26 protein-coding genes and 1 tRNA gene are annotated in these 21,924 nt (G+C 72.5%); 15 read left to right on the forward strand and 12 right to left on the reverse strand.

The window, feature by feature from the left end; all coding sequences use genetic code 11:
• Positions 1 to 31: 31 nt before the first annotated feature.
• The gene (locus FJM51_RS09550) at positions 32 to 520 is read right to left on the reverse strand and encodes an outer membrane protein assembly factor BamE (RefSeq protein ID WP_181164508.1); all 489 of its coding nucleotides are present in this window, start codon (positions 518 to 520) and stop codon (positions 32 to 34) included.
• 142 nt (positions 521 to 662) lie between these two features.
• Between FJM51_RS09550 and FJM51_RS09555 the strand changes: the two genes are divergently transcribed.
• The 9 genes from FJM51_RS09555 (at position 663) to clpS (ending at position 6,598) form a co-directional block, all read left to right on the forward strand.
• A complete protein-coding gene (locus tag FJM51_RS09555) occupies positions 663 to 1,217 on the forward strand; it encodes a YceD family protein (RefSeq protein ID WP_181164509.1) in 555 nt (184 codons plus the stop codon).
• A 180-nt stretch (positions 1,218 to 1,397) separates the two neighbouring features.
• A complete protein-coding gene (rpmF, locus tag FJM51_RS09560) occupies positions 1,398 to 1,601 on the forward strand; it encodes a 50S ribosomal protein L32 (protein WP_140453910.1) in 204 nt (67 codons plus the stop codon).
• A gap of 50 nt (positions 1,602 to 1,651) precedes the next feature.
• On the forward strand, positions 1,652 to 2,743 hold the full coding sequence (gene plsX, locus FJM51_RS09565; RefSeq protein ID WP_140453955.1) for a phosphate acyltransferase PlsX: 1,092 nt from the start codon (positions 1,652 to 1,654) through the stop codon (positions 2,741 to 2,743).
• On the forward strand, positions 2,740 to 3,717 hold the full coding sequence (locus FJM51_RS09570; protein ID WP_140453911.1) for a beta-ketoacyl-ACP synthase III: 978 nt from the start codon (positions 2,740 to 2,742) through the stop codon (positions 3,715 to 3,717). Before plsX ends, FJM51_RS09570 begins: the two co-directional genes overlap by 4 nt.
• 170 nt (positions 3,718 to 3,887) lie before the next feature.
• Positions 3,888 to 4,190 carry an integration host factor subunit alpha gene (ihfA, locus tag FJM51_RS09575; RefSeq protein WP_140453912.1) on the forward strand — a complete coding sequence of 101 codons (303 nt, stop codon included), beginning with the start codon at positions 3,888 to 3,890 and terminating at the stop codon, positions 4,188 to 4,190.
• Between the two features lie 98 nt (positions 4,191 to 4,288).
• Entirely contained in the window at positions 4,289 to 4,936 is a 648-nt protein-coding gene (locus FJM51_RS09580) for a MerR family transcriptional regulator (RefSeq protein WP_140453913.1), read from the forward strand.
• 97 nt (positions 4,937 to 5,033) lie between these two features.
• Positions 5,034 to 5,110 (forward strand) — tRNA-Pro (locus FJM51_RS09585).
• A complete protein-coding gene (locus tag FJM51_RS09590) occupies positions 5,083 to 6,207 on the forward strand; it encodes a 2'-deoxycytidine 5'-triphosphate deaminase (protein WP_140453914.1) in 1,125 nt (374 codons plus the stop codon). Before FJM51_RS09585 ends, FJM51_RS09590 begins: the two co-directional genes overlap by 28 nt.
• Before the next feature lie 82 nt (positions 6,208 to 6,289).
• Entirely contained in the window at positions 6,290 to 6,598 is a 309-nt protein-coding gene (gene clpS / locus FJM51_RS09595) for an ATP-dependent Clp protease adapter ClpS (protein WP_140453915.1), read from the forward strand.
• Positions 6,599 to 6,601: 3 nt separating this feature from the next.
• On the opposite strand, the gene scpB is transcribed toward clpS, so the two are convergent.
• The 5 genes from scpB to argS all read right to left on the reverse strand — a co-directional run bounded on the left by scpB (position 6,602) and on the right by argS (position 11,799).
• Positions 6,602 to 7,246 (reverse strand): SMC-Scp complex subunit ScpB, encoded by a 645-nt coding sequence (scpB, locus tag FJM51_RS09600; RefSeq protein WP_140453956.1) that lies wholly within the window; start codon positions 7,244 to 7,246, stop codon positions 6,602 to 6,604.
• A gap of 38 nt (positions 7,247 to 7,284) precedes the next feature.
• Positions 7,285 to 8,076, reverse strand: a complete 792-nt coding sequence (locus tag FJM51_RS09605; RefSeq protein WP_140453916.1) for a segregation and condensation protein A — start codon at positions 8,074 to 8,076, stop codon at positions 7,285 to 7,287.
• Positions 8,069 to 9,079 (reverse strand): beta-N-acetylhexosaminidase, encoded by a 1,011-nt coding sequence (gene nagZ / locus FJM51_RS09610; protein ID WP_140453917.1) that lies wholly within the window; start codon positions 9,077 to 9,079, stop codon positions 8,069 to 8,071. The genes FJM51_RS09605 and nagZ overlap by 8 nt, the downstream gene beginning before the upstream one ends.
• A 1-nt stretch (position 9,080) precedes the next feature.
• Entirely contained in the window at positions 9,081 to 9,980 is a 900-nt protein-coding gene (locus FJM51_RS09615; RefSeq protein ID WP_181164510.1) for an SPOR domain-containing protein, read from the reverse strand.
• 73 nt (positions 9,981 to 10,053) lie between these two features.
• A complete protein-coding gene (gene argS / locus FJM51_RS09620; RefSeq protein WP_140453919.1) occupies positions 10,054 to 11,799 on the reverse strand; it encodes an arginine--tRNA ligase in 1,746 nt (581 codons plus the stop codon).
• A gap of 147 nt (positions 11,800 to 11,946) precedes the next feature.
• On the opposite strand from argS, the gene FJM51_RS09625 reads away from it, so the two are divergent.
• Positions 11,947 to 12,351: a hypothetical protein gene (locus tag FJM51_RS09625; protein WP_140453920.1), complete on the forward strand. Its 405-nt coding sequence runs from the start codon at positions 11,947 to 11,949 to the stop codon at positions 12,349 to 12,351.
• Between the two features lie 3 nt (positions 12,352 to 12,354).
• Here FJM51_RS09625 and xseA read toward each other — a convergent pair whose 3' ends face one another.
• Positions 12,355 to 13,854: an exodeoxyribonuclease VII large subunit gene (gene xseA, locus FJM51_RS09630; protein WP_140453921.1), complete on the reverse strand. Its 1,500-nt coding sequence runs from the start codon at positions 13,852 to 13,854 to the stop codon at positions 12,355 to 12,357.
• Positions 13,855 to 13,928: 74 nt separating this feature from the next.
• Between xseA and purD the strand changes: the two genes are divergently transcribed.
• From purD to FJM51_RS24695, 4 genes are all read left to right on the forward strand, one after another.
• The gene (gene purD / locus FJM51_RS09635; RefSeq protein WP_140453922.1) at positions 13,929 to 15,182 is read left to right on the forward strand and encodes a phosphoribosylamine--glycine ligase; all 1,254 of its coding nucleotides are present in this window, start codon (positions 13,929 to 13,931) and stop codon (positions 15,180 to 15,182) included.
• Between the two features lie 97 nt (positions 15,183 to 15,279).
• Positions 15,280 to 15,684: a methylmalonyl-CoA epimerase gene (mce, locus tag FJM51_RS09640; RefSeq protein ID WP_140453923.1), complete on the forward strand. Its 405-nt coding sequence runs from the start codon at positions 15,280 to 15,282 to the stop codon at positions 15,682 to 15,684.
• Positions 15,681 to 15,944 carry a DUF1467 family protein gene (locus FJM51_RS09645; RefSeq protein WP_140453924.1) on the forward strand — a complete coding sequence of 88 codons (264 nt, stop codon included), beginning with the start codon at positions 15,681 to 15,683 and terminating at the stop codon, positions 15,942 to 15,944. The genes mce and FJM51_RS09645 overlap by 4 nt, the downstream gene beginning before the upstream one ends.
• A gap of 142 nt (positions 15,945 to 16,086) precedes the next feature.
• Positions 16,087 to 16,218: a hypothetical protein gene (locus tag FJM51_RS24695; protein WP_267901401.1), complete on the forward strand. Its 132-nt coding sequence runs from the start codon at positions 16,087 to 16,089 to the stop codon at positions 16,216 to 16,218.
• A 45-nt stretch (positions 16,219 to 16,263) separates the two neighbouring features.
• Here the strand turns inward: FJM51_RS24695 and FJM51_RS09650 are convergent, their stop codons facing one another.
• The 4 genes from FJM51_RS09650 to FJM51_RS09665 form a co-directional block, all read right to left on the reverse strand.
• Positions 16,264 to 16,989, reverse strand: coding sequence for an EI24 domain-containing protein (locus tag FJM51_RS09650; protein ID WP_140453925.1), 726 nt, complete (start codon positions 16,987 to 16,989; stop codon positions 16,264 to 16,266).
• A gap of 22 nt (positions 16,990 to 17,011) precedes the next feature.
• Positions 17,012 to 17,575, reverse strand: a complete 564-nt coding sequence (locus FJM51_RS09655) for a nitroreductase family protein (RefSeq protein ID WP_140453926.1) — start codon at positions 17,573 to 17,575, stop codon at positions 17,012 to 17,014.
• Positions 17,576 to 17,658: 83 nt separating this feature from the next.
• Entirely contained in the window at positions 17,659 to 18,390 is a 732-nt protein-coding gene (locus tag FJM51_RS09660) for a fused DSP-PTPase phosphatase/NAD kinase-like protein (RefSeq protein WP_181164511.1), read from the reverse strand.
• A 2-nt stretch (positions 18,391 to 18,392) separates the two neighbouring features.
• A complete protein-coding gene (locus FJM51_RS09665; RefSeq protein ID WP_140453928.1) occupies positions 18,393 to 19,097 on the reverse strand; it encodes a GNAT family N-acetyltransferase in 705 nt (234 codons plus the stop codon).
• Between the two features lie 245 nt (positions 19,098 to 19,342).
• Here FJM51_RS09665 and FJM51_RS24795 point away from each other — a divergent pair, with 245 nt between their 5' ends.
• Entirely contained in the window at positions 19,343 to 21,286 is a 1,944-nt protein-coding gene (locus FJM51_RS24795) for a pentapeptide repeat-containing protein (RefSeq protein ID WP_140453929.1), read from the forward strand.
• Between the two features lie 9 nt (positions 21,287 to 21,295).
• On the opposite strand, the gene FJM51_RS09675 is transcribed toward FJM51_RS24795, so the two are convergent.
• Entirely contained in the window at positions 21,296 to 21,826 is a 531-nt protein-coding gene (locus FJM51_RS09675; RefSeq protein ID WP_140453930.1) for a DUF1993 family protein, read from the reverse strand.
• Between the last annotated feature and the right edge of the window lie 98 nt (positions 21,827 to 21,924).

A 21,924-nucleotide genomic window follows, 5' to 3' on the forward strand; every position in this document is an offset into this window, starting at 1 on the left:
GCCGGCGCCGCGCCCCGCCGGGCGCCGGCCGTCACAATCCGGCGCCGGTCTGGGTGCCCACGCCCTGCTGCTGGAACTGCGAGCCGTCCATGTTGAGGATGTTGCCGAAGAGCTGCTGCAGCACGCCCAGCTGCTGGCCGCCGGTCTCGGTCGTCTCGTTGGCGAGATCGACGATCCGCCCGTCCTTGACGCCGTAGCGGGCGAGGCCGGTCACCACGCCCTCCTGGTTGTAGGTGACGGCGAGAACCTTCCGGTCGAGCACCTTCGGCGCGTGATAGGTGTAGTTCTCGAAGGTGCTCTCGACATAGTACCAGGCCGAATCGCGCATCACGCCCGCGCCCGCCGGCAGGCCGAGGGTTTCCTGCACCGTCGCCATGGTCGACACGCCGGGCCTGATCCGGGCCACATCCGCCTCCGGCGGCATGTAGCCATGCACGTGCAGCGTCGGCGAACAGGCCGCGAGCGAAAGCCCCGAGACTATCAGGGCGGCGGCCAGGGCGCGCGTCGCGCTTGAGGGCATCTCGTCCTCGTTCTTGATCCGAATTTCCCTTGCTCCCCTACTCCCGGCATGGTCTAAATTCAAGGAACTTGGGCGGGCCGGACAGGACCGCGCCCTGGCCGCCCCGGGCCTCGCCCGGATCCGCGCCCCGATAGGACCAGCCATGCCTCCGCTCATCGAACAGGCCGCCGACAACCCGGAATTTCCGCGCGTGATCGACCTGGCCAGGCTGCGGGACACGCCGGAATACCCGTTCGACATCGCCCCGACCGAGGCCGAGGCGCAGGCGATCGCGCGGCTGATGGACGCGCGCTCGGTGCGGAAGCTGCGCTTCGCCGGACGGCTCGTCCCGGTCGCGCGCGGCGGCTGGCGGCTCGAGGGCAAGCTCGGCGCGACGGTGACGCAGAACTGCGTCGTCACGCTCGATCCGGTCACCACCCGCGTCGACCAGGGCGTGCGGCGCGTCTACCTGCCCGACGCCGCGCCCGCCGCGGCGGAGGTGATTCTCTCGCCCGACGACGACGAGGAGGTCGACCCGCTGCCCGAACGGCTCGACATCGGGCTCGTCGCGCTGGAGGCGCTCGCCCTCGCCCTGCCCGCCTATCCGCGCAAGGAGGGCGCCGCGCTCGCCGATACCGGCTTCGCGGCGGAGGACGAGGAGGTGAAACCCTTCGCCGCCCTGGCGGCGCTGCGCGACAAACTCGGCGACGGGACGTGAAAAACGGCGGAAAGGGGCTTGCGCCCGCGCGCGCGATGCGTATTTTCCGCGGCTCGTTTCCTGCCCGTTTTTCGACGGCCTTGGGCGTGACAGACCGCGCCGTATCTGGTACGTCGCGGGCCGAACAGTAGAGAAGAGGATGATCCGGGCCGGAGCCCGATCGAGATCGAGGTCAAGACTATGGCTGTACCTAAAAGCAAGGTTACCGGATCGCGCCGCGGCATGCGCCGCTCGCATGACGCGCTGGTCGCCGGCAATCCGAACGAATGCCCGAACTGCGGCGAGCTGCGCCGTCCGCACCATGTCTGCGGCGCCTGCGGGCATTACGACGGCCGCGAAGTCGTCGCCGTCGACACCGTCGATCTCGACGACGAAGCCGCCTGAGCATTCCCGAACCAACGCGAGGTTGGGCTGCGATGTCCGCCGACACCAGGATGATCGGCGGCGTCGCCTCCCCCCCGCGGGGTGACGTGGTCCTGTCGATCGACGCGATGAGCGGCGATCGCGGCGTCGCCGACGTGCTGCGGGGCATGGGCAAGTCGCTCGAGGCCGATCCGCGCCTGCGCTACATCCTGCACGGCGACGCGGAGGTGCTCGACCGCGCGCTGCGCGCCGGCAGCCCGCTCGCCGCGCGCACCGAGATCCGCCACGCCGAATCCGTGATCGGCATGGAGGAGAAGCCCTCGCGGGCGCTGCGCCGCGCGCAGGGCTCCAGCATGTGGAGCGCGCTCCAGGCGGTGAAGTCGGGCGAGAGCCCGGCGGCGATCTCCGCCGGCAACACCGGCGCGCTGATGGCGCTCTCGATGCTCGCGCTCCGCAAGGCGCCGGGCGTGAGCCGCCCCGCGATCGCGGTGCTCTGGCCCTCGGTCAATCCCGCCGGCTACAACGTGCTGCTCGACGCGGGCGCCGACATCCGCGCCGACGCCGCCGATCTCGTCAAATACGCGCTGATGGGCGCCTCCTACGCCCGCAACGCGCTCGACGTCGCCCGCCCGCGCATCGGGCTGCTCAACGTCGGCACCGAGGAGCACAAGGGCCGGCCCGAACTGCGCGAGGCCGCCGAGATGATGGTCACCGCCGCGCCGCTCGGCGAGTTCGACTACATCGGCTTCGTCGAGGGCAACGACATGGCCTCCGGCCGGGTCGACGTGATCGTCACCGACGGGTTCACCGGCAACATCGCGCTCAAGACCGGCGAGGGCACCGCCCTGATGATCCGCGACCAGCTGAGGCAGGCCTTCGCCTACAGCCTCTTCAGCCGCGCGGGCGCGCTCTTCGCGCTCGGCTCGCTGCGCCGGCTCGGCGCGCGGATCGATCCGCGCAACGTCAACGGCGGGGTGTTCCTCGGGCTGAACGGCCTCGTCATCAAGAGCCACGGCGGCGCGGATGCGACCGGCTTCGCCGCGGCCATCCGGCTCGCCGGCAACCTGGCCGAGCGGGGCTTCACGCGGAAACTGGCGGCGCGCATGGCGCTCGGCGCGCCGAGCGACGCCGAGGAAAGCGCTCCGGAGGGTGCGACGACATGACGACGATCCGGGCCGTGGCACGGGGCTGCGGTCACTATCTTCCGGCCCGCGTGGTCGAGAACGCCGAATTCGCGAAGACCCTCGACACTTCCGACGAATGGATCCGCACCCGCACCGGGATCGAGCGCCGCCATTTCGCGGCCGAGGGCGAGTCGACCTCCGATCTCGCGATCGCCGCGGCCCGCGCCGCGCTCGCCGACGGCGGGCTGACCGGGGCCGACATCGACGCCGTCGTGCTCGCGACCGCGACGCCGGACAACACCTTCCCCTCCACCGCCGTCAAGGTGCAGACCGCGATCGGCATGACGGGCGGCTTCGCCTTCGACATCCAGGCGGTCTGCGCGGGCTTCGTCTTCGCCCTCGCCCAGGCCGACGCGCTGCTGCGCTCGGGCGCGGCGAAGCGGATCCTCGTGATCGGCGCCGAGACCTTCTCGCGCATCCTCGACTTCACCGACCGCGCGACCTGCGTGCTCTTCGGCGACGGCGCCGGGGCGCTGATCCTCGAGGCGGAGGAGCAGCCGGGCGGGCCCGGCGACCGCGGCCTGCTCGCGACCGACCTGCATTCGGACGGGCGCTACGCCGGGCTTCTCTACGTCGACGGCGGCCCCTCGACCACCGGCACCGCCGGGGTCGTGCGGATGTCCGGGCAGGAGGTCTTCAAGCACGCGGTGATCAAGCTCGCCGAGACCGGCACCGCCGCGCTGGCCCGCGCGGGGCTCACCAGGGCCGATGTCGACTGGCTGGTGCCGCACCAGGCGAACCTCCGGATCATGACGATGACCGCGCACAAGCTCGGCGTGCCGATGGAACGCGTCGTCGTCACCGTCCAGGACCACGGCAACACCTCCGCCGCCTCGATCCCGCTCGCGCTCTCGGTCGCGAATTCCGAAGGCAGGATCGCGCGCGGCGACGTCGTGCTGATGGAGGCGATCGGCGGCGGCCTCGCCTGGGGCGCCGCGGTCCTGCGCTGGTAGCCCCCGCGCCTCCCCGGAGGGCTTCCTCCGGGGGCTTACGGGCCACCTTTTGTCCAATGCCTGCGCGGGCGCGGCCAAGCCGTTGTTCGCCAAGCCGTTGTGATTGACTTGGCATCCCTGTAGACCCTAGGATTCAGAGCGCGCGGCGCCGCTGTTTCCGGGGGGAAGGAATGAGTGAGAAGACTCTGACACGGATGGAACTGAGCGAAGCCGTGTTCCGCGCCGTGGGTCTGTCGCGCAACGAATCCGCGGAACTGGTTGAATCCGTTCTCGAACACATGTCCGACGCGCTGGTGCAGGGCGAAACGGTCAAGATTTCCTCCTTCGGAACCTTCAGCGTGCGCTCCAAGTCCGCCCGCGTCGGCCGGAATCCGAAGACCGGCGAGGAGGTGCCGATCGAACCGAGGCGGGTTCTGACTTTCCGCCCATCGCATATCATGAAGGAGCGGGTGGACTCCGGGAACAAGCGCTGAGCGGCGCGAGCAACAGGAAAGGAGAGGCGGGCGGCGGCGGGCCGCGTCCTGATCCGGCCGGAGCAGGGCATCCTCCCGCGGGCACGATCTACCAGACCATGGACAAGTCACCGGAAGCTTTCAGAACGATCAGCGAGGTCGCCGAGACCCTGGATGTGCCGCCGCATGTGCTGCGCTTCTGGGAGACGCGTTTCACCCAGGTCAAGCCGGTGAAGCGCGGCGGTGGCCGCCGATACTACCGTCCGGAGGATGTCCGGCTGCTGCGGGGCATCCGCGGCCTGCTCTACGACGACGGCATGACGATCAAGGGCGTGCAGAAGATCCTGCGCGAACGCGGGATCCGGCATGTGATCGGCCTCGGCACGCCGGGGGGGAAGGAGCCGGGCGGCGCGGCGCATCCCTTCGCCCCGCATGCCACCCCCGCCGCGCTCTCCGCGACGCCCGCGCCGGCGGAGCCCGCCCCGCGCGCCGCGCCCGAACCGGCCCCCGAACCCGCGCCCCTCGACGCGGAGGCGGCCGCGCCGGGCGCCCCTTTCGAAACGACCCTGCTGGCGCCGGCCCCCGCCCCGGCGCGGGAGCCCGAGCCCATGCCCGAAACCGTGATCGAGACCGAAACCACCTCCGAACTCCTGCCCGATCCCGTCGCCGCCCTGCCGGCCGGGCCGGGCCGCAAGGCCGCCATCGCCGCGCTCGTGGCCGAGCTCGAGGCGCTGCGGGCGGTGATGGCGGGGGATGCCGAGCGCTAGACGGCGCCCCGCCCCGCGCGCCCGCGGAAATTCCCCGCGAAATCCCGTCGCTTTCCGCTTGCCCTGCCCGGCGGCGCGGTTATAAAGCGCCCCGTGTCGGGCTATAGCGCAGTCTGGTAGCGCGTTCGACTGGGGGTCGAAAGGTCGTGAGTTCGAATCTCGCTAGCCCGACCAAATCCCCCGGAGCCGCGGGGCTTCGCCCCGGCGTCCTCGCCGCGCAGGGCATTTCCGCCCTGCTCGACCGCGGGTGCGTCCTCCCCGAGGTCTCCGTCGCCGAGGGGCAGATCCAGCCCGCGAGCCTCGACCTGCGCCTCGGGCGTTGCGCCTATCGCGTGCGCGCCTCCTTCCTGCCCGGCCCTCGGGCCAGCGTCGCCGAGCGGCTCGCCGAATTCGAGATGCACCGGATCGATCTCGCCCAAGGCGCGGTGCTCGAGAAGAACTGCGTCTATCTCGTGCCGCTGATGGAATCGCTCGACCTGCCCGGCGACGTCTCGGCGATCGCGAATGCGAAGAGTTCGACCGGCCGGCTCGACCTGCTGACGCGCCTCATCACCGACCGGGGCACCGAATTCGACCGGATCGCGCCGGGCTATTCCGGCCCGCTCTTCGCCGAGATCTCGCCCCGTTCCTTCTCGGTCCTCGTCCGGCCCGGGATGCGGCTCAACCAGATCCGCTTCCGCCGCGATCAGGTCGTGCTCGACGACGCGGCGCTCACGGCGCTGAACGCGGCGGAGCGGCTGGTGGACGGGCCGGCGCATATCGCGGGCGGCCTCGGCTTCTCCGTCGATCTCAGGCCCGCCCGGGGCACGCTGGTGGGCTACCGGGCGAAGCCGCATGCCGGCCTCATCGATCTCGACCGGATCGGCCACTATCCCGCCGCCGAGTTCTGGGAGGAGGTCCATGCCGGGAACGGCCGGATCATCCTCGACCCCGGCGCCTTCTACATCCTCGTGAGCCGCGAGGCGGTGCACGTGCCGCCCGACTACGCCGCCGAGATGGCGCCCTATCTCGCGATGGTGGGCGAGTTCCGGGTGCATTACGCGGGGTTCTTCGACCCCGGCTTCGGCCATGCCGAGGCCGGCGGCACCGGCTCGCGCGGGGTGCTCGAGGTGCGCTGCCACGAGGCGCCCTTCGCGCTCGACCACGGCCAGATCGTCGGCCGCCTGCTCTACGAGCGCATGGCCGAGCGGCCGGAAAAGCTCTATGGCGCCGCGCTCGGCTCGAACTACCAGGGCCAGGGCCTGAAGCTTTCCAAGCATTTCCGGGTCTGACCCCGCGCTCGGCCGGTTTGATCTCGCGCCCGCCCGCGCTATACTGGGGGCAGACAAACCCCTCTGATCCGCGAGTCCGCCGATGCCCGACGCCGTCAGCGCGCCGCCGAAGACGCAAGCCGAAACCCGGACGGCCCGGCCGCCGCTCCACAAGGTGCTGCTCCACAACGACGACTTCACGCCGCGCGACTTCGTGGTGAGCGTGCTCGGCGCCGTCTTCCGGATGCCGCCCTCGAGCGCGCATGGCGTGATGCTGACCGCCCATACCAAGGGCTGCTGCGTCGTCGCCGTCTTCACCCACGAGGTCGCCGAGACCAAGGCCACGCAGGCGACCGACCTCGGCCGCCGCGAGGGCTATCCGCTCATGTTCACGACCGAGCCCGAGGAATAGGGGTCAGAGCAGGTCGCGCTGCGCCGCCTCCGGCGCGTCGCCCGCCTCGTCTCCCGCCTCGTCGCCCGTGCCGGCCCCGGGGCCGGGCATCGCGCCCCGGACCGCGTCCGGCGCCGGGCGGTTGTCGAGCAGCCCGGCGGCGCGAAGCTCCCCCAGCCCCGGCAGGTCGCCCTCGGAGGCGAGGCCGAAATGGTCGAGGAAGCCCTGCGTCACCACATAGGTCGCGGGCCGCCCCGGCGTCATCCGGCGCCGGCCGAGCTTCACCCAGCCGAGCTCGATCAGCAGGTCGAGCGTGCCCGAGGAGACCGAGACGCCCCGGATCTCCTCGATCTCGGCCCGCGTCACCGGCTGGTGATAGGCGACGATCGCCAGCGTCTCGATCGCGGCGCGGCTGAGCTTGCGGCTCTCCACCACCTCGCGGCTCATCAGGAAGCCGAGATCGGCGGCGGTGCGGAAGGCCCAGCCCTCGCCCGACCGGCGCAGCTCCACCCCCCGCCCCTCGTAGCGGCGGCGCAGGCCCGCGAGCGCCTCGGGCACGTCGCAGCCCCGCGGCAGCCGCTCGGCGATCTCGCGCGCGCTGAGCGGCGCCGTGCTCGCGAAGAGCACCGCCTCGACCATCCGCTCCTGCTCGGGCATCGGCGGGGCCATGAAGGACGGGTCGGCGGCGAAGCCGTGGCTGGTGTCGTTCACGCGTCTTCCTCCGGGTTCCGCCGCATCAGATAGACCGGCTGGAACGGCGCGTCCTGCCGGATCGTGAGCCGCCCCGCCTTGACGAGTTCCAGCGCCGCCGCGAAGCTCGCCGCGGTGGCCGAGCGGCGCCGCGCCGGCTCCAGCGCCCAGTCGTCGGGCAGCCAGGCGGAGAGCGTCACCCAGTCCGTCGCGCTCCCGATCAGCCCGCGCATACGCTCCAGCGCCTGTTCCATCGTGTAGACCGGGCCGCGCGTCAGGTGCAGCGGCTGGAAGTCGTCCTTCGTCTTGATCCGCGCATAGGCCCGCATCAGGTCGAGGAGCCCGGCGGTATGCTCGATCCGGACCGTCCGGCCCATCGTCTCCGGCGCGCCCCGCGCGAAGACGTCGCGGCCGAGCTGGTCGCGCGCCATCAGTTCCGCCGCCCGCCCCCGCATCGCCTCGAGCCGCCGCAGCTGGAAGGCGAGATGCCGGGCGAGATCGTCCGCCGAGGGACCCTCCTCCTCGGGATCGGGCGGCAGCAGCAGCCGCGACTTCAGGAAGGCGAGCCAGGCCGCCATCACGAGATAATCGGCCGCGAGCTCGATCCTGAGTTCCCGCGCCGCGCCGACGAAGGCGAGATACTGTTCGGCGAGCTTCAGGATCGAGATCCGCAGCAGATCGACCTTCTGCCCGCGCGCGAGCGTCAGCAGCAGGTCGAGCGGCCCTTCGTACCCGTCCACGTCGATGACCAGCGCCTCCGCGGCCAGCCGCTCGGCGATCGTGGCGGGATCGAAGAAATCCTCAGGCATGGGCCGAGGCCCCGGCCGCGAGCGCGCGGTATTCCGCCTCGAAGGCCGCGCTCTCGCCCGGCGCGCCGCCGCGCCGCGCCAGCGCCGCCTCGGCCCTCGCGCGCGCCCGGCCCGCGAGCCGGGGCACCGCGGCGACGACCGCCGCCATCTCCCCGGCCACGCCGTTGCAATGCAGGACCATGTCGCAGCCCGCGTCGAGCGCGCGCGCGGCGCGTTCGCCGAAATCCCCCTTCAGCGCCTGCATCGAGAGGTCGTCGGTCATCAGGAGCCCGTCGAAACCGATGCTCTCGCGGATCATGCCGATCACGCGCGGCGACTGGGTCGCGGGCCGTTCGGGATCGAGCGCGCGATAGACGACATGCGCGCTCATCGCCATCGGCATGTCCGCGAGCGCGCGGAACGGGGCGAAATCCGCGGCTTCGAGCGCGGCCGCCTCCGCCTCCACCACGGGAAGCTCCCGGTGGCTGTCGAGCGGCGCGCGGCCCTGGCCGGGCATGTGCTTCAGGATCGGCAGCACGCCCCCCGCGAGCAGCCCCTCGGCCACCGCGCGGCCCATCGCCGCCACCTCCGCCGGATCGCCCGAATAGCAGCGGTTGAGCAGGATGCCATGCGTCTCGGCGCGCGCGAGGTCGAGCACCGGGGCGCAGTTGACGTCGATGCCGATCTCGGCGAGTTCGCCCGCGATCAGCCGGTAGCGCAGATGCATCGCCCGCGCCCGCGCGGCGACCGGCAGCCCCGCGCATTCCTCGAGCGCGGGCGCCCATTCGCGCCAGACCGGCCCGCGCAGCCGCGCGACCCGGCCGCCCTCCTGATCGACCAGCACCGGCGCGTCGCGCCCGACGCTGTCGCGCAGCGCCCGCGTCAGCGCCCGGGTCTGTTCCGGCGTCTCGATGTTGCGCGCGAAGAGGATGAAGCCCCAGGGATCGGCGGCGGCGAAGAAGCGCCGCTCGTCCTCCGAGAGCTCCGGGCCGGCGCAGCCGAGGATGACCGCCCGCGCCGCCATCTCAGTGCGACGTGACCGGGATGCAGTCGATCCCGCGGGCGCGCAGCGCCTCGCAGGTCCGGCGCGTCTCGTCCACGTCGTCGAACCCCGCGACCCGCAGCCGGTAGAACACCCGCGCGTTCGAGGTCGCGCGTTCGACATAGAGGCTCCGCGCGCCCAGGAGATCGCCCTCGCGCGCGACGAGCCGCCCCCAGGCGTCCCGCGCCAGCGCCTCGCTGTCATAGGCGCCGAGCTGCACCATGCGCGCGCCGGGGGCGACGCTCGCGACCTCGCGGACGCGCGGAGCCGCGGACGCCGTCGCCGGCCGCGCGGGCGCCGCCGCGACGGGGGCCGCGACCGGGGCCGCGGCGCGGGCGAGCGCGAGGTTCGACGGCCGGCCCCGGGGCCGCTCGCCCGGCGCGGCGGCCGCGTCGGGCGTCGCCGCCGCGGCCGGGGCGACCGAGGCCACCATCGCCGCGAGTTCGTTCCGGATCGAGGCGGGCGCCGGCCCGGCCTCCCCGTCCTCCCCGGCCTCCGGCCCGATCGGCGTGCCGGCGATCACCATCTCGGATTCCGGCTGGTCCTCGTCGGCGAGCGCGACCGGGGGCGGCGTCGCCATCGTGGCACCTGGCGCCGGCGGCTCGCTCCCGGCGAGCACCGAATTGACCTCGAGCCCCTGATGCGCGGCGGTGAGCCCGCCCGGATCCTCGGGCGCGATCCGCGCCGGCCCCTCCAGCGCCCGGATCACGGGCACCTCGTTCGCATCGCGCGTGCCGAGACGATAGGACCAGAGGCCCATCACGCCGATCACGCCGAGAAACAGCGCCGCGCCGCCGATCCGGCGCAGCGAGACGGGGACGAGCTGGCCTTCAGCCGGATGCCCCGCGACGGACTCGTATTCGTCGCTCAGAAGATCGCGCATAGGGTTTGTGCCTGTTTTCACACACCATATCGTGTATGTGCCTCTGCTCCAACCCCGAAATCCGCGCGGATGCTTAACGCATCTCATCCATCGGGGTAACGCCGAGAATACCAAGCCCCGCCGAGATGACAACCGCTGTCGCGCGGGCGAGCGCGAGACGCGCCAGCGTCGTCTCCGGCGCGTCCTCGCGCAGGAACCTCAGCTCCGGATCGAGCTTGCCCTGATGCTGGAGCGAATGGAATTCCGACGCCAGATCATAGAGATAGAAGGCGATCCGGTGCGGCTCGTGATTGTTGGCCGCGACCTCCACCTGGCGCGGCCACTCGCCGAGCTTGCGCGCGAGCGCGATCTCCCCCGGCGTGCCGAGCCGCGCGGTGTCCGCGCCCGCGAGATCGGCGTCCCCGGTCGCGAACCCCGCCTCCGCCGCCTTCGCCAGCACCGAGAAGATCCGGGCATGGGCGTATTGCACGTAGAAGACCGGGTTCTCCTTCGACTGCTCCAGCACCTTGTCGAGGTCGAAATCGAGCGGCGCGTCGTTCTTGCGCGTCAGCATCACGAAGCGGGTCACGTCGGGGCCGACCATGTCGATCAGGTCGCGCAGCGTGACGAAGGTGCCGGCGCGCTTGCTCATCTTGAAAGGCTGGCCGTCCTTGGTGAGCTTCACGAGCTGGCAGAGCTTCACGTCGAGCGGCACCCGCCCCTCGCTCAGCGCCGCGACCGCCGCCCGCATCCGCTTCACATAGCCGCCGTGATCGGCGCCGAGCACGTCGATGAGCTCGTCGAAGCCGCGCTCCACCTTGGTGTAGTGATAGGCGATGTCCGGCGCGAAATAGGTCCAGCTCCCGTCCGACTTCTTCACGGGGCGGTCGACGTCGTCGCCGTAAGCCGTTGACTTGAAGAGCGTCTGGACCCGCGGCTCCCAATCCTCCGGCGTCTTGCCCTTCGGCGGCTCCAGCACCCCCTCGTAGATGAGCCCCTTCGCCTCCAGCGCGCCCAGCGCCGCCTCGATCTGGCCGGTGCCGTAGAGCGAGCGTTCGGAGAAGAAGTGGTCCATCCGCACGTTCAGCAGGTCGAGATCCTCGCGGATCATCTCCATCATCTTCTCGATCGCATGATCGCGGATCGCCGGCAGCCAGTCCTCGTTGTCATGGCCGACCAGCGCCTCGCCATGTTCGCGCGCCAGCGCCTCGCCGACCGGGATCAGGTATTCGCCGGGATAGCTCCCCTCGGGGAATTCCACCGCGCGGCCGAGCGCCTCGAGATAGCGCAGGTAGACCGAGCGGGCGAGCACGTCGACCTGCGCGCCGCCGTCGTTGATGTAGTATTCGCGCATCACCTCGTAACCCGCGAAATCGAGCAGCGCGGCCAGCGCGTCGCCGAAGACCGCGCCCCGGGTATGGCCGATGTGGAGCGGGCCGGTCGGGTTGGCGGAGACGAATTCGACATTGACCTTGCGCCCGGCGCCGAGCGTCGAGCGGCCGATGTCGCGGCCGCGCGCGAGGATCGCGGGAAGCTGCGCGAACCAGCGCCCCCGCGCGAGGCGGATGTTGAGAAAGCCCGGCCCCGCGACCTCGACCGTGTCGATCCCGTCGGCCTCGGCCAGAAGCGGCGCCAGCGCCTCGGCGATCTCGCGCGGGGACTTGCGCGCGGGACGCGCCAGCACCATCGCCACGTTGCTCGCCATGTCGCCATGCGCCGGATCGCGCGGCGGCTCGACCGTCACCGGACCGAGGTCGAGCCCTTCCGGCAGGTCGCCCCGCGCGGCGAGCCGGCTCACCGCGGCGACCACGAGCGCCTTCACTTCCGCGAACAGATCCATCGAACCTTCTCCCTCTTCGGCGAGCCACGCCGTTAGCACAGCTCTCGGCGGGCCTCCACGCCAATCGGCGCCGATCGGGTCCGGCTGGCGTCGGAGCGCCGGCGGACGTAGACTCGGGGCGCCCGTTTCCGGACCAGGGAGCCGCCGTTGCGCCTGACAGCCGCCCTCGCCGCCCTGCTCGCCAGCGCCCTCGCGGCGGCGGCCGGCCCGGTCACGCCCGAGGCCTTCGAGCGGATGAGCGAGGGGCGTACGCTCCACTTCACCCTCGACGGGCGGGACTTCGGCGCCGAACAGTATTTCCCCGGCCGCCGCAGCCTCTGGCGCTACGCCGACGGCGGCTGCGCCTGGGGCCGCTGGTACGCGCGCGACGGGCTGATCTGCTTCCGCTACGACCTGACCGACGACCCGCAATGCTGGCGTTTCGAGGGCGACGGCGGCGCGGGTTTCAGCGCGACGCTGATCGAGAACGGCCTGCCCTCCGGGCCGCTCCTGCGGCTGAGCGGCGCGGACGAGCGCCCGCTCGACTGTCCCGCGCCGGGCGTCGGAAGCTAGGGCTCAGAGCAGGCGCCCCTGCCCCTCGTCCTCCTCCCCGCCCCGCGCGCGGCGCCTCGGGCGCGGCGGCGCGGTCTCCGGCAGCGCGCCGAGCCGCCCGTCCGCGAACTGGATCTCGAGCCGCGCCTGCGCTCCCGCGGTCCGCGCCCGCGTCACGACCCGGCCGCCGCCGTCGCGCACGATCGCATAGCCCCGGCCGAGCACCGCCTCCGGGTCGAGCGTCGCGAGCGTGCGGGCGAGCGCGCCGAGCCGCGCCGCCTCGTCCCGGCCGATCCGCCCGCCGTCGCGGTCGAGCCGCGCGCCGCAGGCCCCGAGCCGGTCGGCGAGCCGCGCCGCGAGCCGCGCCATCACCAGCGGCCGGAGCCCCGCCTCGGCGCGGCGAAGCCGCTCCGCCCGCCGGTCGAGCCCGTGGCGGAGCAGCGCCGGACCGAAACGCCCCGCCGCCCCCCGCGCGAGGCCGAGTTCGCGCGCGCGCACGAGCCCCACCAGCGCGCGCGGCAGCCGGGGGCCGAGCGCGTCGAGCCGCTGCGCCCGCTCCCCGATCAGCGCCTCCGGCCGGGGCAGGCCGCGCGAGAGATCCCGCAGCCGCTGCCCGCGCAGCGCCAGCCCCCGCGCCGCGGAGGCGCGGCGGCGCTCCTCGAGCCCGGCGAGCGCGGCGAGGAGTTCGACGCGCACCGGCACCGCCATCTCGGCCGCCGCCGTCGGCGTCGGCGCGCGGCGGTCGGCGGCGTGGTCGATGAGCGTGGTGTCGGTCTCGTGGCCGACGGCGGAGATGACCGGGATCCGGCTCTCGGCGACCGCGCGCACGACGATCTCCTCGTTGAAGCCCCAGAGATCCTCGATCGATCCCCCGCCGCGGGCCACGATCAGCACGTCGGGCCTCGGGATCCGGCCGCCCGGCGCGATCGCGTCGAAGCCCCGGATCGCCGCCGCGACCTCGGCGGCGCAGTTCGGCCCCTGCACCGTCACCGGCCAGAGCAGCACCGGGCGCGGGAAGCGTTCGCGCAGCCGGTGCAGGATGTCGCGGATCACCGCGCCCGAGGGCGAGGTGACGACGCCGATCACCTCCGGCAGGAACGGCAGCGGCCGCTTGCGCCCCGCGTCGAACAATCCCTCCGCCGCGAGCGCCTGCCGGCGCTTCTCCAGCATCGCCATCAGCGCGCCGGCGCCCGCCGGGGCGATCTCCTCGACGATCATCTGGTATTTCGACGAGCCGGGGAAGGTGGTGAGCCGGCCGGTCGCGACCACTTCCATCCCCTCCTCGGGCTTCGCGGCCAGCCCCCGGACCGCGCCCTTCCAGACCACGGCGCCGAGCACGGCGCGCTCGTCCTTCAGGTCGAAATAGATGTGCCCCGAGTTCGGCCGCGACACCCGGCCGACCTCGCCCCGCACGCGCACGCGGCCGAATTCGCCCTCGATCACGCGTTTCACCGCGCCCGAGATCTCGGAGACGGTGAATTCGGGCGCGTTCACCCCCGCGCGGGTTTCCTCGAACAGCTCCAACGATCCCTCGCTTGCGGTTGGCCCGGCGGCACCATAGAACGCCGCGCGACGGGGGCCAAGGCGGGGACGAGCCGATGAACATCCTGATCCTGGGCGGCGGGGGCCGCGAACACGCGCTCGCCTGGGCCTTCGCGCAGAACCCGAAGGTCGACCGGCTCTTCTGCGCGCCGGGCAACGCCGGGATCGCGGAACAGGCGACCTGCGTCGCGCTCGACGTGCTGGACGGGGCGAAGATCCTCGCCTTCTGCGCCGAGAACGCGGTGGATTTCGTGATGATCGGTCCCGAGGCGCCGCTCGCGGAAGGCGTCGCGGACGCGCTCCGCGCCGGCGGCGTCGCGACCTTCGGCCCGGGCCGGGAGGCCGCGCGGCTCGAAGCCTCGAAGGCCTTCACCAAGGAGATCTGCGAAGCCTGCGGCGCGCCGACTGCGAAGAGCCAGACCTTCACCGACGCCGACGCCGCCCGCGCCTATGTCGCGGCCGAGGGCGCGCCGATCGTCGTCAAGGCCGACGGGCTCGCCGCCGGCAAGGGCGTGACGGTCGCGGAAACGCTCGAGGAGGCCAACGCCGCCCTCGACGCGATCTTCGCCGAAGGCCCGGGCGCGCGCGTCGTGATCGAGGAATTCATGACCGGCGAGGAGGCGAGCCTCTTCGTGCTCGCCAACGGCACCGATTTCATCGTGATCGGCAGCGCGCAGGACCACAAGCGCGCCTTCGACGGCGACGAGGGGCCCAATACCGGCGGCATGGGCGCCTATTCCCCCGCCCCGGTCCTGACCCCGGAAGTGACCGAGCGCGCGCTCGCCGAGATCGTCGCGCCGACGCTCGCGGAGATGGCGCGTCGCGGCGCCCCCTACCAGGGCGTGCTCTACGCCGGGCTGATGATCGAGGGGGGCGCCCCCCGGCTCGTCGAATACAACGTCCGCTTCGGCGATCCCGAGACCCAGGTGATCGCCATGCGCCTCGGCGCGCAGCTGCTCGACGCGATCCTCGCCTGCGCCGAGGGCCGCGTCGCGGAGGGCGCGGTGAACTGGGCCGACGATCATGCGATCACCGTCGTGATGGCGGCGAAGGGCTATCCCGGCGATTACGCGAAGGGCGAGGAGATCGGCCTGCCCGCGATCGACCTGCCCGGCGCGCAGATCTTCCACGCCGGCACCAGGCTCTCCGACGGCCGGCTCGTCTCGAACGGCGGCCGGGTGCTCAACGTCACCGCCCGCGCGGGCACGCTCGGCGAGGCGCGCGACCGCGCCTATGCGATGCTCGACGCGGTCGCCTGGCCCGGCGGCTTCGCCCGGCGCGACATCGGCTGGCGCGTGCTCGGCGGCTGATCCCCGCCTTTCGGCCGCCTTGCCCCCGGCCCCGAAACGGCCTAGTCCTGCGCGACACGCGTTCCAGCGGGGGCGTTCCAGCGGGGGGAATTTCCACATGATCGGCCGCCTGAACCACGTCGCCATCGCCGTGCCCGACCTCGAGGCCGCGAGCGCGCAGTATCGCGACACGCTCGGCGCCTCGGTCCGCGCGCCGCAGGACGAGCCCGACCACGGCGTGCGCGTCGTCTTCATCGACCTGCCGAACACCAAGATCGAACTGCTCTGGCCGCTCGGGGAGGACTCGCCCATCGCCGGCTTCCTCGCGAAGAACCCGGCCGGCGGCATCCACCACATCTGCTACGAGGTCGACGACATCCTCGCCGCCCGCGACAAGCTCAGGGCCGACGGCGCCCGCGTACTCGGCGACGGGGAGCCGAGGATCGGCGCGCATGGCAAGCCGGTCCTCTTCCTGCATCCGAAGGATTTCAACGGCACGCTGGTCGAACTGGAGCAGGCATGACCCTCACCGGCACCATCGTCATCTTCGCCACCATCTGGTTCCTCGCGCTGCTCGTCTGCCTGCCGATCGGGCTCCGCACGCAGGGCGAGGCGGGCGAGCGCGTGCCGGGCACGCCCTCCTCGGCGCCGGTCGATCCGATGATCCGGCGCAAGCTCCTCTGGGCCACCTGCGCGGCCGTGGTGATCGGCGTCCCGCTCTGCGCCTATCTGGCGTTCGGCGGCCTGACGATCCACGACATCGACATCTGGCACGTCGGCTGAGGCCGATGCGCCGAAGGGCGCCGACGCGCGCGATAGCCCGTCGACATTCCCCCGAATCGTGCTAGCCTGAGGGGAAGTGCGACATGGCCGAGGAGCGCGGCACCGCCGCCCCGTCGACGCCGCGGAAAAGGGAGACCGCCACGTGAGCACATCGACGACCCTGACCCTGCTCGGCGGCGCGGCCGTCCTGCTCGCCTATCTGGGGGCGCGTCTCGCCGTCCTCCGCGCGGAGGCGGTACGGGTCCGTGTCGAGGACCGGCGCCGCCACCGCTGACCCGCCGGGGCTGCGAAGGAACCGCCGGTCCCGCCGGCGGTTTTCTCATGCGCCCCCGTTTCGCCCGCCCCCGTTCCTTCCGCCCCGCTCCAGCCTGTGGAACTGGTGCGTGAAGACCGCGACGCCGAAGATCGGCACCAGGAGGTTCAGGAGCGGCACCGTGAGCGGCGCGGCCATCAGCATCCCGGCCACCCAGATCCGCCAGAAATGCCGCTTGCCGAGACGCCTTGCCGTCTCGAACCCCAGCCGCCGCGCCGCGACGAGCTGGAAGTATTCCCGCCCGAGCAGATAGCCGTTCAGCATCACGAAGACCGCGGGCGCGAGCGGCGGAAACGCGAGATAGAGCGCGAAGGCCACGACGTTGACGCCGAGCACGACGCCCGCGAAGCGCAGCGCGTCGCCGATCTGCTGGCCGATCGGCAGCGCCGTGACCGGAGGCAGCGCCGGATAGTGCCGCGCCTCCACCGCCGCGGCCACCTCGTCGAGGAAGAAGCCGACCACGCCGGCCGCGACCGGCACCATCAGCACGACCGAGAGCGCGAGCATGAGCCCGACCGCCGCCCAGGAAACGAGGTTGTCGATGAAGCTCACCCGCCCGACCCAGGGCAGCGTCACCTCCGGCGGCAGCAGCCAGCCGAGCCCGAGCATCACCGCCCAGAAGAGCAGCGCCAGCCCGAGCACGGTGATCGCGAGCGAGCGGACCAGCACCCGCAGGAAGCGCCGGTCCCCCATCTGCTCGAGCGCGCGTCCGAAATCGACGACCAGTCCCATCAGCGCCGCGCCCCCGCTCCCGTCACTCCTTCCACGTCACGACCTTCTCGAGATCGGGCCGCGGCCGGTCCGGCACCTCGCCGACGCCGGTGCCGATATGGATGAAGCCCGCGATCCATTCGTGATCGGCGAGGCCGAGTTCCTTCTCGCGCAGTTCCGCGTCATAGGCGGGCCAGCCGGTCAGCCAGTTCGCGCCCCAGCCCTCGGCGAGGCAGGCGTTGAGCAGGCTGAGCGCCACCGCGCCCGCGGAGAGCGCCTGTTCGACCGAGGGCACCTTCTCGCTCTCGACCGGGCTCGCCACCACCGCGATCGCGACCGGCGCCTGTTCGAAGGCGAGCGCGCCCTTCTCGGGATCCTGCCCCGCCGCCTCGGCGCGGTCGCGGATCGCGCGGGCGAAACGGCCGAGTGCCACGCCGCGCAGCACGATCAGCCGCCAGGGCTCCAGCTTGCCGTGGTCGGGCACCCGGACCGCGGCCGTCATCAGCCGCTCCAGCGTCTCGCGGTCCGGCTCCGGCAGGCCGAGAAGCCGCGCGGGACGCGAGCGGCGGGTCAGGAGGAATTCGGCGGCTTCCGGATTGGCGGGCATGGTCTGTCGTGTCCTCGTCTGGGATTGCGCCGGGCAGATGTTCCGCCGCGCGGCCCGCGTCAAGGGCCGTCGTGCCGGGAGGCTCACTCGCGCCCGAGCACCCGGTCGCTCAGGAAGCCCGCGACCGCGCCGCTCCGGAAGCCCGCCATCAGCGCCTCCCGGTCGTAGCCCTCGCGCAGCCAGTCGCGAAAGCCGACGCCGCTCCGCGCCTGCTCCGCCGCGTAGGCGTCGATCATGTAGCCGAGCACCCCGGTCCCGCCGCGGCGCAGATGCAGGTAGCGCCACGAGAGCTGCGCCCGCGCCGCCTCCGGCGTCGCGTCGGTCCGGAGCAGCAGGTAGAGCGCGGAGGCGAACCCGGCCCGGTCCGAGCCGGATTTGCAGTGGATCAGCATGGGCTTCGCGGCGCGGGCGAAGATCGCGTCGAGCTCCAGGATCGTCGCCACCTCGGGCAGCGAGCGCGAATTGAGCTTCAGGTCGACGAGCTCGATCCCGAGCTCGGCGCAGGCCTCGCGCTCGAGAATGTAGGAGCCCCAGCGCGTCTCGCCGCGCAGGTTCAGGATCGTCCGGAAGCCGCGGCCGGCGAGCCGGCGGATCTGGGCCGGATCGGGCTGGCTGCCGCGCCAGACGCCGGGGCCGATCTCGTGCAGGTTGCGCCAGACATAGCGCGCCAGCCCGTGATCGAAGACGAGCATGTCGATCACCGCGCCCCGCCGCGCCGCCGCGCCGCCCTCCGCGAGCCAGCGCTCCTTCCAGTTCCGGTGCCAGACCCGGAGCGGGCGTTCCTGCCGCCGCCGCGATGCCTCGTCGCGCGCCATGCTCAGCCGAGGCCCGGATCGCGCGCGACGAGGCAGGGCGCGGTCAGTTCCGAGAGCGCGCGGACCTGCCGGCCCTGCCCGTCGAAATTCGCCGGATCGAGCCATTCGGCATAGGCCGGGCCGAGGCAGGGCCAGTCGCCGTCGACCATCGCGAACCAGGCGGTGTCGCGGTTGCGCCCCTTGACCACGGTGGCCCGGCGGAACACGCCCTCGTAGGAGAAGCCGAACCGCTCCGCCGCCCGCCGGCTCGGCAGGTTCAGCGCGTCGCATTTCCACTCGAACCGGCGATAACCCCAGGCGAAGACATTCGCCGCCAGCAGGAAGATCGCCTCGGTCGCCGCCCGGCTCCGCCGCGCCCGGGGCGCGAGGCAGACGTGGCCGACCTCGATCGTGCCCGACTCCGGCGTGATCCGCATCAGGCTCATCACCCCGCCCGGCAGCCGCGTCGCCCGGTCGATCAGCGCGAAGAACAGCGGATCCCGGCTCGCGCTCTGCCGCTCGATGAAGCGGGAATATTCGCCGATGCCGAAGAAGGGGCCGTAGGGCAGATAGTCCCAGGTCGCCTCGGCCCCCTGCAGCGCCATGTGCAGATCGGCCGCGTGGCGGCGGTCGAGCGGCTCGAGCCGCGCGTAATCGCCCTCGATCACCCGCCGCTCCGGCGCCCGCGCCGGCTTCCAGCCCTCGACGATCCAGCCAAGCTCGCCCATGCGCCACTCTCCCTTCGCGGGCGCGACCCTGCCACGCGGCACCGCCGACCGCAACGGCCCCCGCGCGCCGAATCAGCGCGCCGGGAAAGCCGCGCAGCCTCGGGTTGACCCGGCGGACCCCGGCGCAACCCCCGTCGGCAAGCCCCGCCGCCGCCGAGGCAATTCCCCCTGGCCGCGCCGCGCCCGCGCGATGGTACAATACCCGGATCGCGCGTCGTGATCATTCGATCGAACAGGAGGAGCCGATGGCCGATCCGAAATCCGTTCCCGAACGCATCACCGAGCTGACCGCGCTCGCCAAGGGCGCCTGGACGAGCCTGCTGACCGCGATCCTCTTCATCGGCGTCACGCTCGTCTCGCTGCGCCACGCGGAATTCCTCGTCGCGGGCGAGAACGTGACGCTGCCGGTGATCAGCCTCAGCATGCCGACGCGGATGTTCTTCTTCTGCGCCCCGGTGCTGCTCGCCGTGCTCTACGTGAACCTGCACAACCACCTGCGCCGGCTCTGGAAGGCCTTCGAGATCGCGCCGCCGGACCGGGAGGGCAGCCCGGAATTCGGCACGAAACCCTACCGGCTCGCCGACGACATCCCGACCTGGATGGGCAACGACCTCGCGCTCTCGATGAACGCGGGCAACACGCCCCATGCCGAGGAATGGGCGGGCGGGCGCGACCTGATCGCGAGCTTCCTCATCTGGTGGCTCGCGCCCGCGGTGCTCGTCTACGCCTGGTACCGCTTCCTGCCGGCGCGCGACCCGCTGCTGACGCTCGTCATCCTCGCCTGCCTCGCCGCGATGGTGGTGATGGGAAGCCGCAGCCGGACCGAGGCGATGGTCCGCCTCCGCAAGCGCGACCGCGCGGCGCTCGAACGGCGCGCGGCGCTCGGCGGCGGCGCCATCCTCGCCCTGCTCCTCGTCGCGAGCGGCGCCTGGATCTTCGGCCCGGCCGGGCTCCGGCCCTACGAGGCGCGTTTCGCCGCCGCCCGCGACATCCTCGCCCAGATCGGCTCGGGCAGCCCCGAGGGCAGGCGGCGCGTCGCGGCCCTCGCCGGGCTCACGCTCGACATCGACCGCGGCAAGATCGTCAAGGCCGACGCGATCCCGAGCGCCGCGGACAGCCGCGAGGCGTTCCGGAAGGGCTGGTGCGAGCGGATGGAGATCGAGACCGAGGTCTGCGGCAACGTGCCGGGCGCCACGATCGGCGCCACCAACACGACGACGCTGCGCCGCCGCGCCTATTGCCAGCGCGCCGAGATCCGCGCGCTCTACCTCCGCCCGGCCGATTGCGAGCAGTATTTCGACCTGATCGACGCGCGGTTCGAGGTGGACTGGATCGCCGCGCGCCGCGCGGAGCTTGGCAAGCTGCCGGTGATCGACCTGACCGCGCGCGACCTGACCGGCGCCTCGGCAGAGGGGGCGCAGCTCAGCCGCGTCGATCTCACCCATGCCTCGCTCTCCGGCGCCAACCTGCCCTGGGCGCGGTTCGAGGGCGCGACGCTGCAGGAGGCGGACCTGACCGACCTCTGGGCCTATTACGCCGATTTCAGCCTCGCGAACTTCACCGACGCCGACATGCGCCACGCCAATCTCGAATGGAGCGACCTCGCCGACGCGGTGCTGATCCGGGCCGACCTGCGCGGCGCCAATCTCAGCGGCGCCAATCTCGTCGGCGCCGACCTGCGCGGGGCGGACCTGCGCGGCGCGAAGCTCATCCGCGCCAAGCTCTACCGCGCCCGGCTCGAGGGCGCGCTCCTCTTCGACGCCGACCTCACCGACGCGGACGGGCTGACGCAGGCCCAGCTCGACGGCGCCGCGGGCGAGGCGCGGCCCCCCGCGCCCGATACCGAGGCCGGGGCGGCCTGCGCCGGCGGCACCTGCCTGCCCCGGCCGCGCGAGATCGGCCTGCTGCCGAACCGCCTCCAGCCGCCGCTCGAAATCCGGTCGTGCTTCGCGCGACGGCCCGAGGTGATCGAGCGGATGTGCGACGACTGGGAGGACGCGACGACGAAGGAGACCTGCCGCGCCTGGGCCAGCCCCCGGACGGCGGAGTGGGAGGCGCGGCTCTGCCCGAGGCCCGATGGCCCCGCGATCGCCGCCACCGGCCTCACCACCCGGCCCGACACGCGCCGCGTCGACCCCTATCCGCTGCCGCCGTTCCGGACGCTCGCCCCGGCGCGCTTCGGCGACTGAGCCCGCGCCTCAGCCGAAGGAGAAGCCCGGCGGATATTCGTGCAGCCCGTCGAAATCGGCCTTGCCGAGCGTGACGCCGGCGTTGCGGAGCGCGAGATAGGCCATCGCGTGGTGGAAATAGAGGTTCGGCAGGCCGAAGCCGTTCAGGAACTGCTCGGCGGGCAGTTCGAGATGCGCGATCCCCGCCTGCGCCCGGATGATCCGCCGCCCGGAATGGGCGAAATCCTCGGGATCGAGCCCCCGCAGCAGCCCCCGCGCCCCTTCGAGCCGCGCGAGAAGCCCCGGCCCGTCCAGCGGATCACGCAGTTCCGGCGCGCGCCGCCCCACGAGCGGGAAGGCGATCCGGAGCGCGAACTGCGCCGTGGTCGCGACCTGGCGCGCGGCGGGCATCATCTCGGGATGCGGCCTGAGCGTCAGCGCCTCGGGATAGAGCGGCCCGAGATGCTCCTCCGCGCGGACGAGCGTCGCCTCGAGCCGGTCGAGCACGGCGATGAAGACCGGCACCGAGGCGCGGTAGAACGGGGGCGGTTTCTGGTCCATCTTGGCGCGCCTCGCGGAGATCCGCTTGTTCGGGATGCGCCTGCGAGCTAGCCTTTGCGCGGGGCGATTTCAATCCGCGTTCGTTTCATGGCCACTGA

The sequence above is a fragment of the Amaricoccus solimangrovi genome (assembly GCF_006385685.1).
In the GTDB taxonomy this organism is placed as follows: domain Bacteria; phylum Pseudomonadota; class Alphaproteobacteria; order Rhodobacterales; family Rhodobacteraceae; genus Amaricoccus; species Amaricoccus solimangrovi.